Source organism: Variovorax sp. 05T418 (assembly GCF_056396385.1).
In genome coordinates this window covers 20,313-32,214 of the sequence record NZ_JBFTLJ010000023.1, presented here as the reverse complement: position 1 = coordinate 32,214, position 11,902 = coordinate 20,313, and the positions used below count along the sequence as shown (strand labels likewise).

General features: G+C 65.4%; 11 protein-coding genes and 1 pseudogene. 3 read left to right on the top strand and 9 right to left on the bottom strand.

Going from position 1 to position 11,902, the window contains the following annotated elements:
- Positions 1 to 13 precede the first annotated feature (13 nt).
- The 4 genes from AC1DMS_RS29505 to AC1DMS_RS29490 all read right to left on the bottom strand — a co-directional run bounded on the left by AC1DMS_RS29505 (position 14) and on the right by AC1DMS_RS29490 (position 3,386).
- The gene (locus AC1DMS_RS29505; protein WP_027729474.1) at positions 14 to 772 is read right to left on the bottom strand and encodes an ABC transporter permease; all 759 of its coding nucleotides are present in this window, start codon (positions 770 to 772) and stop codon (positions 14 to 16) included.
- A complete protein-coding gene (locus AC1DMS_RS29500; protein ID WP_026284153.1) occupies positions 769 to 1,542 on the bottom strand; it encodes an ABC transporter ATP-binding protein in 774 nt (257 codons plus the stop codon). Before AC1DMS_RS29500 ends, AC1DMS_RS29505 begins: the two co-directional genes overlap by 4 nt.
- 52 nt (positions 1,543 to 1,594) lie before the next feature.
- A complete protein-coding gene (locus AC1DMS_RS29495) occupies positions 1,595 to 2,536 on the bottom strand; it encodes an ABC transporter substrate-binding protein (RefSeq protein ID WP_018905807.1) in 942 nt (313 codons plus the stop codon).
- Positions 2,537 to 2,741: 205 nt separating this feature from the next.
- Positions 2,742 to 3,386 (bottom strand): flavin reductase family protein, encoded by a 645-nt coding sequence (locus tag AC1DMS_RS29490; protein WP_018905808.1) that lies wholly within the window; start codon positions 3,384 to 3,386, stop codon positions 2,742 to 2,744.
- Positions 3,387 to 3,560: 174 nt separating this feature from the next.
- On the opposite strand from AC1DMS_RS29490, the gene AC1DMS_RS29485 reads away from it, so the two are divergent.
- Positions 3,561 to 4,583 (top strand): LacI family DNA-binding transcriptional regulator, encoded by a 1,023-nt coding sequence (locus AC1DMS_RS29485; RefSeq protein ID WP_018905809.1) that lies wholly within the window; start codon positions 3,561 to 3,563, stop codon positions 4,581 to 4,583.
- A gap of 9 nt (positions 4,584 to 4,592) precedes the next feature.
- Positions 4,593 to 4,911, top strand: a pseudogene (panD, locus tag AC1DMS_RS29480) (aspartate 1-decarboxylase); the annotation flags it as partial.
- Positions 4,912 to 5,465: 554 nt separating this feature from the next.
- Here the strand turns inward: panD and AC1DMS_RS29475 are convergent.
- From AC1DMS_RS29475 to AC1DMS_RS29460, 4 genes are all read right to left on the bottom strand, one after another.
- Positions 5,466 to 6,524, bottom strand: coding sequence for a universal stress protein (locus AC1DMS_RS29475; RefSeq protein ID WP_018905811.1), 1,059 nt, complete (start codon positions 6,522 to 6,524; stop codon positions 5,466 to 5,468).
- Positions 6,525 to 6,644: 120 nt separating this feature from the next.
- Complete coding sequence (locus tag AC1DMS_RS29470; RefSeq protein ID WP_018905812.1) at positions 6,645 to 6,767, bottom strand: hypothetical protein; 123 nt, start codon at positions 6,765 to 6,767, stop codon at positions 6,645 to 6,647.
- 84 nt (positions 6,768 to 6,851) lie between these two features.
- Positions 6,852 to 8,372 (bottom strand): tripartite tricarboxylate transporter permease, encoded by a 1,521-nt coding sequence (locus tag AC1DMS_RS29465; RefSeq protein ID WP_018905813.1) that lies wholly within the window; start codon positions 8,370 to 8,372, stop codon positions 6,852 to 6,854.
- A 10-nt stretch (positions 8,373 to 8,382) separates the two neighbouring features.
- Complete coding sequence (locus AC1DMS_RS29460; protein ID WP_026284154.1) at positions 8,383 to 8,805, bottom strand: tripartite tricarboxylate transporter TctB family protein; 423 nt, start codon at positions 8,803 to 8,805, stop codon at positions 8,383 to 8,385.
- Positions 8,806 to 9,111: 306 nt separating this feature from the next.
- Between AC1DMS_RS29460 and AC1DMS_RS29455 the strand changes: the two genes are divergently transcribed.
- Positions 9,112 to 10,374 carry an MFS transporter gene (locus tag AC1DMS_RS29455; protein WP_018905814.1) on the top strand — a complete coding sequence of 421 codons (1,263 nt, stop codon included), beginning with the start codon at positions 9,112 to 9,114 and terminating at the stop codon, positions 10,372 to 10,374.
- A gap of 25 nt (positions 10,375 to 10,399) precedes the next feature.
- Here AC1DMS_RS29455 and AC1DMS_RS29450 read toward each other — a convergent pair whose 3' ends face one another.
- Positions 10,400 to 11,863, bottom strand: coding sequence for a sensor domain-containing diguanylate cyclase (locus AC1DMS_RS29450; protein ID WP_015866047.1), 1,464 nt, complete (start codon positions 11,861 to 11,863; stop codon positions 10,400 to 10,402).
- Positions 11,864 to 11,902 lie beyond the last annotated feature (39 nt).

Sequence of the window (11,902 nt, the reverse complement as noted above, 5' to 3'; positions counted from 1 at the left end):
GGGCTCGCTCCTTTCAGCTCGCCTGGGCCAGGCCGGGCAGCAGGCGCCGGACGGCGAAGCCCAGGGCGAAATTAGCGCAGACGCCCAGCACGCCGATGGCGAAGAGGTACGCGAAGGTCTCGCTCGCCCGCATCGCTTCCTGCGCGCTAACCAGTCCCCAGCCGAGGCCGGCAGGATTGCCGACCATTTCAGCGACCACGCTGACGACCAGGCAGAGGCTGAAGCTGAGGCGCGCCCCCACGAGAATCTGGCTGAAGGCTGCGGGTGTGACGACGCTGCGCAACGTGTGCCACTTGCTCAAGTGCAGCGTGGCGGCCGTCTCGAAGATTCTTGCGTGAAGCCCTTCGATGCCGGCCCTGCTGCTGGAGATGAGCGGCCAGATACTGGCGAACACCGTCACGGTGATCTCGGTCTTCCATGAAAAACCGAAGACCAGCACCGCGGGTGGAATGAGCGCCACCGCCGGCAACGGCCTGAGCAGTTCGATGAAGAGCGACAGCATGGTGCGAAGCGTGCTGAAGGTGCCCAGCGCCATGCCGAGCGGTATGCCTATGAGCAGGCAGATCGCCCAACTCGCGAGGGCCGCGGCGAAGGTGTGCGCGGCGTCCGCGACCAGGCGCCCGTCGATGAGACTCTCGGTGAGCGCGCGACCGATCTCGGTGGGCGTGGGCAGCACGTTGAAACCGTCGTTGACCATGACGGCGAGTTGCCAGGCGCCGAGGAGCGCGACGGGCAACAGCCATTGGCGGGCCCTGCGCGAGTGGCCGGTCATCGGGCGGCTCCGTGCAAGCGCTCCAGCAACTCGTGCCGCGCGTGCAGGTATTCCGGCATCTCCTTGGTGGAAATCTGGTCGCGGCGCGCGGGGAGAGGCGGGCGTATTTCCGAAGCGATCGTTCCCGGCGATCCTGCGAGCAGGACGACGCGATCGCCGAGATAGACGGCCTCGTCCACGTCGTGCGTGATGAAGACGATGGTGGCACCGGTGCTCGCCTGAATGTTGCGCAGCTCGTCCTGCAGCTTTGCTTTCGTCATGGCATCGAGCGCACCGAAGGGCTCGTCCATCAGCAGGACCTTGGGTTGCAATGCCAGGGCGCGCGCAATCTGTAGCCGCTGTTGCATGCCGCCGGAAAGCTTGGCGGGGTATTCCCGTTCGGCCTTCTGCAGGCCCACCAGCGCGAGCGCCGTGTCGATGCGCCGGTCGAGCTCTGCGCCGGAGATTTTTTCCTCGATGCCGAGCGCGACGTTAGCGCGCACGGTTCGCCACGGCAGCAGGGCATTGCCGTAGTCCTGGAACACGGTCACGACGCCTTCGGGCGGGCTGCGGAACGCCTTGCCTTCGTATAGGACGGCGCCGCTTGTCGGCGCGCAGAAGCCGCCCAATGCGCGCAGCAGGGTGGTCTTTCCGGTGCCCGATCCGCCCACCAGGCACAGAAACTCCTGCCGGCCCACTTGCAGGTCGATGCCCTGGAGGATCGTCTTGTCGCCGATGGCCGATGCCAATCTGACTTCTGCGCGTTCGCAGCTGAATACGGGTGAATTCATGTTTCTCTGGCCCGAGGGCCGTTGTCTCTTCGGGTTGTCTCTTTGCGTTGCGTCACTCGAAGCTGGCGCCCGCCGCGGTCAGCTTCTCGTTGATGGCGCCTACAGCCAGAGACGCCTTGATCCAGGTGTCGATCGCCGCGTCGTCCAGCCGGGTGCTGTAGGCGGGCAGGCGCACCGCGTTGGCGATCTCGTCGGGCAGGCGTGTCCACTTTGTGAGCACCGCGCGCGATGCCTTGTCGTTCTTCTGGATGTATTGATTCGCCTCGTCGAGTGCCGCGCGCCAGGCGAGCACCGCCGCGCGGTTGTCTTTGGCCCACTGGCCGTTGGCCATCCAGCAGGTCAGCACCACCGGGTCCGCCACCGAGAGCATCGGATTGCCCAGGCTGGTCGTGGCGACCTTGCCCGGCGCGGAGGCAAAGGGCTCGACGATCTCGGCCGCCGCGACGCGCCCGACCGCCAGTTGGTCGCCCATGTTGGCGAAGGCCATCTCCTGGAAGCGGATGTCGTTGGTGTCGATGCCCTGTTGGCGCAGTGCGTTCAGCGTTGCAATGTGGATCACGCCGTTGAGCGAAGGCGTGGCGACGACCTGCCCCTTGAGGTCGGCCATGCGCTTGACCGGTCCGTCTGCGCGGGTCAGCAGGCGCATCTGCTGGTTGCTCGACATCTCCTGGGTGTTGCCCGCGATGCCGACGACGTCCAGCTTCTTGAGCCGCGCCTTGATGATGTCGATGGGCGTGCAGCCCGATACCTCGAACTGCCGGCCCAGTGCGCCCACGACGGTCGAGACGTTCTGCACCGTCGTGATCTCGACGTCCAGGCCATGGGCCTCGAACAGACCTTTGTCCTTGGCGACCCACAGCGGCAGCCATGCAGCCGAAACGACGGATGCGACCCGCATCTTGGTCTTGGCGGTTGTTTGTGCCACGGCTTCCAGGGGCGTGGCAAACGAAGCCCAGATCAGCAATGGAGCGAGCAGGCGAAAAACGGATTGCATGGGGTCTCCTTTATGTGAATGAGTTGGTCCAGTACCAGCGGCAAGAAGACGCACGCTGGCCGATCGGGCCTTACCGCAAATGGCGCGGTTCAGCGCAGCCGATGCCATCAGATCGGTCATGGCGAAGGCTGTATGTACGAGTCGTGGAGACGCGCGCTTCCGTCGCGTCGTCTCCAGCGATTGCTGCGAACGGACGGCCCGTCCGCTAACTGCCGTGCGAGTCGCGAAGGGCTTCGTCGGGCGCGCGGTGGATCTCGACCATCCACTCCTGCGACAGCAATGCGTAGTCACTCAACCCACCGCATCGCATGAGCGGGCGAGCCAACGCGGTCTGGTAGACGCCATCCTTGAGCAGATCGTGGTCGATGTGGACGCCGACAACCTCCCCGAGGACCAGCCATCCAGGCAACTGCTCTCCGCGCGTGTTTCGGAACTGCACCACATCCACCACCTTGCACTCCATCGAGGCTCGGCTTTCAGCGACGCGCGGCGCGCTCACCTTGTTCGCGGCAATGGCTGTCAGGCCAGCCAGCTTGAACTCGTCGACTCCCCGGGCCACCGGTTGGGAGGTCATGTTCATCTGCTCTCCGAGGTCTTCGGATACCAGGTTCCAGACGAACTCGCCCGTCTCCACCGCGTTCTGCGCGGTGTCCTTCCAGCCGGTGCTGGCAAAGCCGAGGATGGGTGGGTCGTAGTGGAACGTGTTGAAGAAGCTGTAGGGCGCGAGGTTGAAACCTCCCTCCTTGCTCCTCGTAGAGATCCACCCAATGGGCCGCGGCGCGATGATGGAGTTCAGCGGGTTGTGCCGAAGCCCGTGCCCTGCAGAGGGCTCGTAGAAATGAAACTCCATATGCGCAGTCCTTGGAAGCCTTATCAGGCCCGAAAATAAATCTCGAAAACGATTTCGGTGAATGTTAAAAACCCTTCGAGAAAATGTCAAGAATGGGAAGAGGAGGCCTCTGAAATCGGTTTCGCAACTTGCTCTTATCAGCGACAATGACGCCCTGAATCAAGGGACCATCGATTGAACATTCATGAATTTGCAGCGAAGCTGAAGCTCTCGGTCAGCACCGTGTCCAAGGCCATGAACGGACGGGAAGACGTGAGCCAGGCAACACGAGAGCGAGTGCTTGCGGCTGCGGCCCGTCTTGGCTTTTCACCGGATCCGGCCGGGCGGAGGTTGAGGCGCCAGTCGTCAGACACCATCGGCTTCGTGCTCTCGGCCCCGCAGGCCTCGTTCGTGCACCCGTTCTTCCTGAACATGTTGATGGGCGTGGACGAGCAACTCGACGGGTCGAATTACCAGGTCATCATCGCCTCGGCACGAAGCATCGAGACGGAGATCGACGTGTTCAAGCGCCTGGTCGAGCGCCAGCGCGTGGACGCATTGCTGTTTGGCCGCACTCGGCGGGACGATGAGCGGATCGCGTATCTCCAGAAGCGCGATATTCCTTTTGTGGCGTTCGGCCGGAGCGACACACAGAAGGGTTTTCCGTACCTGGACATCGACCACACCGTCGTCGGGCGTGCTGGTTGCGCGCGATTTATTGCGCTGGGCCATCGCCGGATTGCGTTGGTGCACGCGCCCGAGTTCCTGATGTTCAGCCACCACCAGCGAGTGGGTTACGAGGCAGCGCTTCGCGCGGCGGGAATCCCCATCGATCCGGCGCTTTGCCTTGAAGCCGCGCCTTCCGAAGAGGGCGGAGTCGATGCGGCCCGTCGTCTCTTCGAACTGCCCGATCCGCCCACCGCCATCGTGTGCGGACATGACATCGTGGCCATGGGCGTCATGCGCGCTATTTCAGAGACTGGCAGGGTTCCGGGGAAAGACATCGGGGTGATCGGGGGAGACGACCATCCGATCGGTCGCCTGCTGTCCCCTGCGCTGACGACGTTCAGCGCAGAAACCCACCGCGCCGGAAAACGGATGGTGGAGATGCTCCTTGCGCGCCTGAACGGGACGCCTGCCGAAGAGCTTCAGGAACTATGGAACCCGGAGTTGATACTTCGCGCGTCGGACGGTCCGCCGCGCACCTCGGCCCCGTGAGGAAGGCCGGCATGCGCAATCGATGAGGATCTTCTTGACGCGGCCAACATGGTGGAAAACGAACAGGTGCATGTCTGGAACATCAATAATGGCGAGCGTTTCGTCACGTATGCGATCCGCGGCCAGCGCGGCAGCGGGATCATTTCAGTCAACGGATCGGCGGCCAGACGGGCATCCGTTGGTGACTTGATCATCAATCGCCGCCTTCGGGACGGTGGCAGAGGAGAAGGTGACTGACCATCTTCCCAAGCTTGTCTTCGTCGACGAAGCCAACCGCATCAAAAAGCAGCGCGATCACGTGCCCGTGCAACTCGCAACAGCAAGCTGACTTCCTGCTGTTTCTCGATGGGGCGCTATGACAAGAATGGGTTCATAAATGCCGCAGCCGCGTCTGTCTCCGACTTCAGTGCTCAGGTTGATGGGGTGAGCTCGTGTGTGGCTGGATGTGTCTCAGACTTCAAGGTGCAGGACGAAGGGGAGAGGCGGAGGCCTTAATAGGTAACTGTGTCTCAGACATTAATGGCAATGAACAATCGTCCCGGTACAGCTCGGCCATCGCGTTGTCATGGGCGTTACTTTTCATCATCTGCTCTCTGCGGCCAGTCCTGCCAATAACCCACCGCCCGAGCGGTGTCCGCATCCTGCGTGGGCGCGTCACCCGCCGAGTTACAGCCACTGTCGAATGTCGCCGCGAAGCCGCTTGAGGCAGTCGACATACAGATCCTCGTGCTCGTCGGCGCTCAGGTGGTGTTCGATCCGGTACATCGTCATTTTCGTCCAAGAACGGAATTTTTCCGCGCGCAGAACCGGCGCGGCAAGGACTTCATGCCGATGCGGAGGCAAGCGGGCTCTCGGCGGTGAGGCGGTTTCATCCGATGATATTCATCCCCCGTTCGAGCAAGACGCACCCGCGCGCACGCGCCGGGTCATCCGCTGTCCACCGCCGAGCCGCTCGAGGGCCGCTGCCTTCGTCGCCGCCTGGGGGTTGTGAGGAACGATCAGGACATCGCCGGCGGCATGGCGCAGCACGCGCTGTGCCACGCTGCCGAAGACGAAGTCGGACATCGCCGAGGCTGGATGCTTGCCGACAACGAGCAGCTCGGCGCCGCTGTGCTGCTGCTGGACCACGGCCTGCCGGGCCGGATCGCCGCGGCCGATGGCCCAGGACACGCGGTTTCTGCGGGCATCGGTGGAATCCGTGAACCGCACGATCTGGTCCCGTGCGTACCGCGTGCACTCCTGTCTGTAGGCCCTGACCACGTGCTCGGGAACGTCGGCGCTGCGCAGCTTGCGCTCGTTGATCGTGCTGATGGCGTGGAACAGGTCGATTCGCGCCGATCCGTTGAGTGCGAACGCGCGCTCCACCAGGATGCGCGAAGCCCGCGTGAAATCGATGGCGACGAGCAGGCGCTGGTAAGGCCCCTCGGCCTGCTGCCGCACCACGAGCATGGGACGCTGGACCCTCCGCAAGAGGCGCTCGGTCCATTGGCCGCGCACAAAGGCCAGCAAGCTCCGCTCCCGGGGCATGGCACCCATGACCAGCAGATCCGCGCCACGCGCTGCGCTTGCCACGTGCTCCGGTGTGCTGGCCATCGGGTTCGTCGTGCGCACGCGCAGCCCATGGCGCTGGCCGAGCTGCAATGCCTGGTGCGCCAGCCGCGACGCGGCGCGGGCGCAGGGAGGCTCGCCGGGCGCGGCCGCATAGAGCAGTTCCAGGCTGGCATGGTGCTCGGCAGCCAGGCAGGCGGCGCGCGAGAGGGCAGGCTCCGAACGCGCAGCGAGGTCGGTCACGGCAAGAATGGTGGTGCAGTCGCCGCTCGCTTCGGCCGAGTCCCGGAGGTCCGCGAGGCTCGGCAGGTGGTTGGTCCCGGGCCGCTTGTTCAGGCGGGCGAAGTCAAGGTCGGTGAGCGTGCGCTCGCCGTGGATCGTTGCTGCATGCATTGACGCACTCCATTCGTGCGGACCCGTCGGTGGACGACGGCGGCCGCGGCCGCGCGGGACGGGTGCCCGGCGGTGGATGGTTGCGCTGAAGAAGAAGGAAGAAGGAAGCGACCGCCGGGCCTAGGGATGTGCGGGCAGTTGCCTGCGGCCCGCCTTCAAGGCCACGCGCGCACGCGCGCACGCCGCTGCAATGAGCAGCGCCGCAGCAAGGGCGTGGGTGAAGGCGGCGAGGGTGGTCGACATGGCGCTCAGTCTATTCAACGCGCCGTGCCGGGGCAAGCAAAGGCCTCAGGGTCCTTGCCAGATTGCCCCGCTTTTTTTTCGCTGCTACTCCTGCGGTTCCAGTGCCACGGGCGGCGCAATGACGATTTTCTTTCGGGCCTGCAGCACGAACGAAACCACCTGCCACACGACGAAGACGCCGATCAGGCTGAGCAAGGTGCCGCTGATGGGGCGCGACACGAAGGTGCCGAAGCTTCCGCGGCTCAGCAGCATCGCGCGGCGGAAGTTCTCTTCGAGCATCGGCCCGAGGATGAAGCCGAGCATCAGCGGCGCGGCGTCGAGCTCGAGCCGCATGAACATGTAGCCCATGAAACCGAAGGCGGCGGTGATGAACACGTCGTCCAGGTTGTTGTTGACGCTGTAGGTGCCGATGCAGCAGAAGAACAGGATCGACGGGAACAGCACGCTGTACGGAATCTTGAACACCGAGAGCCAGTAGCGCACCAGCGGCACGTTCAGCACCAGCAGGAATACGTTGCCGATCCACATGCTGGCCACCAGGCCCCAGAACAGCTCGGGGTGGCTCGCGATCATGTTCGGCCCGGGCTGGATGCCCTTGATGATGAAGGCCGCCAGCATCAGCGCCATCACGGCGTTCTCGGGAATGCCGATGCTCATCAGCGGGATGAAGCTCGTGCGCGCCGCCGCTTCGTCGGCCGCGGCCTGGCCGGCCACGCCTTCGATGCAGCCGGTGCCGATCTCGTGCTTGTACTTGCTGACCTTCTTGTCGAGCGCGTAGGCGGCGAACTGCGCGATGGTGGGGCCGCCGCCGGGCAGGATGCCCAGGAACGAGCCGATCACGCTGCCGCGCAGCGCGCTCGGGATGATCCGCTTGAATTCGGCCCAGGTCGGAATGAGGTTGATCTTGCCGTTGAAGGGCGAGCGTTCCTCGCGGGAGTCGAGGTTCTTGGTGATCTCGGCGATGCCGAAGCAGCCGAGCGCGATGCTCACGATGCCCACGCCGTCGGTCAGGAAGGGCATGTCCATGGTGAAGCGCGCCATGCCGCTGTTCACGTCGGTGCCGATGGTGCCGAGCAGCACGCCGATCATGCACATCGCCAGGCCGTTCAGCAGGCTGCCGGTGGTGACGAAGCTCACGCAAACGAAGCCCACCAGCATCATCGCGACATAGTCCGCCGGCCCGAACAGGAAGGCGACCTCGCCCAGCACGGGCGCGAGGAACGACAGCACCAGGATCGAGACCGTGCCGCCGATGAAGCTGGAGAAGCCGGCCGTGAACAGCGCCAGGCCGGTCTGCCCCTTGAGCGTCATCGCGTAGCCGTCGATGCAGGCCACGATGCTGCTCGCATGCGGGATCTTCATCGTGATCGCGCTCACGCTGTCGCCGTACTGCGCACCGTAGTAGATGCCGGCCAGCATGATCAGCGCGCCGGTGGTCGGAATGGAATAGGTCAGCGGCAGCAGCAGGCTGATGGTGGCCAGCGGCCCGAGGCCCGGCAGCAGGCCCACCAGTGTTCCCACGGTGCAGCCGATGGCGCAGTACATCAGGTTGTGCCAGGTCAGGGCGTGCGAGAAACCGAACGCGAGGTTGTTCAGGACTTCCATGTTCGTGTCCTCAGAAGAGCGGCAGGTTGAGGCCGAGGAGCTTTTGAAGCGCCAGCGCCATGGCGATCAGGCCGGCCGAGATCTTGAGGTTGCGCACCCAGGAGTTCGAGCTGCCGGCGAAGGCCGAGCAGAACACCATGAAGACGATGCCCGCGATCATGTTCAGGTACATCGAGATCAGCGCGAAGCCGCACAGGCTCGTGAGGATGAGCGCGATGTTCTTGAAGTGCAGGTCCAGCTTCACCGGCTCCACGAAGAACGAACGCACGACCGTCGCCACGCCGATCAGCAGCAGCAGGCCGCTCACCATGGCGGGGAAAAGACCCGCGCCGGCGCGGCCCAGGTCTCCGATGGGGTAGCGAAGCGCCGTGAGGCCGAAGGCCAGCGCAATTGCCATGAGGAAGAGTCCCCTGACAAGATTTCTGTTTCTCATACGTTCCCGATGTATTGGGGGTTGTCGAACGCCACCGGCGCAGGTGAACTCCGCCCGGGCTTGTCTCCATCCGGATGGAAGTCCGGACGGTCGAATGGTCTTTTGCCGAGCTGATCGCAATCTGACGAGAAGCTGAGGGGAACTACGTACCGCGATGGTCTGCTAGCATGCTTTCACCGGGAAAACAGCCTCCCGGCCTGCACAACCAGACGGTGTCCCGTCCAAGCGCTGGCACCCCGTGATGGAGCCATCCGTGGACACCGCCCTGCCTGATACACCCCCCGCACACGCCGTGGAGCCCAGCCCATGAGCGCGGCGCCATCGCCTTCGCCGCGCACCGGACTGGCGCGCCTGCTGCCCGCGGGCGTCAGCGCCGACGCACTGCCCCTGCTCGCCGCCCGAGGCCTGCGCGCCTTCGGCGACGGCTACATGGCGGTGCTGCTGCCGGCCTACCTGCTGTCGATCGGACTGGGCACGCTGGAAGTCGGCATCGTCAGCACCGCAACCATGCTGGGCTCGGCGCTGGCCACGCTCGCGGTGGGCGCCTGGGGCTACCGCTTCGCGGGCGGGCGGCTGCTGCGCGGCGCCGCCCTGCTGATGGCCGCCACCGGACTGGGTTTTGCGGGCCTGTCCTCGTTCTGGCCGCTGCTGGTGGTCGCGCTGGTCGGCACGCTCAATCCGAGTTCCGGCGACGTCAGCGTGTTCCTTCCGCTCGAGCACGCGCGCCTGGCTGCAGCGGCGCAGGGCCATGCCCGCACCTCGCTGTTCGCGCGCTACAGCCTGCTGGGTGCGTTGTGCGCGGCCATGGGGGCACTCGCGGCCGCCGTGCCCGACTGGCTGGTTCGGCACAGCCACTTCGCGCGGCCCGACGCGCTGCGCGGCATGTTCGCGGTCTATGCCGCCATCGGACTCGGTGTCTTCTGGCTCTACCGGAAGCTGCCTGACCACGCCGGCGCCCACGAGGCGGGCAGCGCACCCGTGGCACCGGCACCCCTCGGGCCGTCGCGCCGCGTGGTGGTGCGGCTGGCGGCGCTCTTCAGCGTCGATGCCTTTGCGGGCGGCCTGATGGTCAACGCGTTGATGTCGCTGTGGCTGCTGGAGCGGTTCGGCTTCTCGCTGACCCAGGCCGGCGTGTTCTTCTTCTGGACCGGTCTGCTGGGCGCGGCGTCGCAGCTTGCCGCCCCCGTGGTGGCCCGGCGCATCGGCCTGCTCAACACCATGGTCTTCACGCACCTGCCCGCCAACGTCTGCCTGGTGCTGGCTGCGCTGGCACCGAGCCTGCCGATCGCGCTCGGCCTGCTGATGGTGCGCAGCGCGCTGTCGTCGATGGACGTGCCCACGCGCACGGCCTACGTGATGGCGGTCGTGACGCCGCCCGAACGCAGCGCCGCGGCCAGCTTCACCGCCGTGCCGCGCAGCCTGGCCGCGGCCATCAGCCCGACGCTCAGCGGCGCGCTGTTTGCGGCCGGATGGATCTCGCTGCCGCTCATAGCCTGCGGGCTGCTCAAGATCGGCTACGACCTCGCGCTCTGGCGCGCGATGAAGCGGGACCGGCTCGACGCGGAGTGAAAGCCGGCGCTGCCGCCGACGCGTCCTACTCGCGGCGGCGCTCGGCCCCGGTTTCGCGGTAGTGGCGGGCCTTGTCCTCGTACATCGCGCGGTCCGCACGCTGCAGCGCCGCATCGAGCTGGTCGCCGGCCTCGCAGGTCGCCAGGCCGATCGCGAGGTTCAGCACCCGCCCGCTCTGCCCCGCGTAGAACTGGTTGTTCAGCTCGAGCATCGAGGCGATGCGGTCGCGGATCGCCTCCGCCCCGCGCTCGTCGGTCTTGGGCAGCACCACGGCAAACTCGTCGCCGCCGATGCGTGCGGGCCAGCCGGGCTCGTCGACCGCCTTGCTCAGCACCTCGCCCACGCGCCGCAGCAGCGCGTCGCCGGCGGCGTGGCCTTCCTCGTCGTTGACGGGCTTCAGGCCGTTCATGTCGATCACGAGCACCGACACCGGCCACGGGCCCTTGCGCGACAGCCGGTTCAGTTCTTCCGAGAAGAAGGCGCGGTTGCGCAGCTGCGTCAGCACGTCGTGCTTGCCCAGGTATTCGAGGTAGGCCTCGGCCTTCTTGCGGGCCGTGATGTCGATCAGCGACACCAGCACCAGGTCCCAGGTGGCGAGCCGGTCTTCGAGCACCGCGAACTGCATGTGGATGTTCACCATGTCGCCCGTCAGCGCGTAATTGATCACTTCCCGCTGCTGCAGCATCTTGCCGTTCCACAGGTCCAGCAGCTGCTCGGCAAAGGAGTCGTGCATCTCGTCGCGAAAGATGTCCGAGATGTTCTCCAGCAGTTCGTTCTTGTCGACCGCGCCGAACATGCGCAGGGTCTCGCGGTTGACGTCGATCACGCGGATCTCGCGCATGCAGCGCGTGATGAACTCCGGGTGCACCTTGATGAAGGTGGTGAAGTCGCTGATGCCGCGCTTGCGGACATCGTCGAGCAGGATCTTCACGGCGCTGAAGTCTTCCACCCAGAGCGACACCGGCGAACGTTCGAACAGCTCGCGCGCATAGCGCTCGCTCTCCAGGCGCAGCCGCTCGGCCTGCACGCGCTCGGTGATGTCGTCCAGCGACACCAGCACGCGATCCCATGTGGCCTCGTGTCCGGGCAGCACCTGCACGCGCACGTGCACGTCGAGCCGGCGGCCGTCGAGCGCGTAGTTGACCGTCTGGTTGTCGAAGCAGAGATTTCCGCGCCAGAGCTGGTCGAGCTCGTAGATCACCGGCGCGGTCATGTCGTCCCGGAAGATGCTGCCCAGCTTCGAGAGCAGCTCGGCCTGGCTTTGCGCACCGAAGAGGGTGAGCGTGCTCTGGTTGACGCTCAGCACCTTCAGCTGCGCCATGCAATCGCGCACGCGCTGCGGCTCGGCATTCAGGTGCGCCACCAGATCCACCACGCCGGCGCTGCGCCACCCGTCGAACAGCCGGCGCAGCCCGCTGTAGTCCTCGAGCCAGAGCGACATCGGCGCAAACTCGAACAGCGATTCGTAGTCGGTGGAGGAGGAGGGCATGGGTTTTCCTTCGTGCGCGGGATGGTGCCCGCAATGATG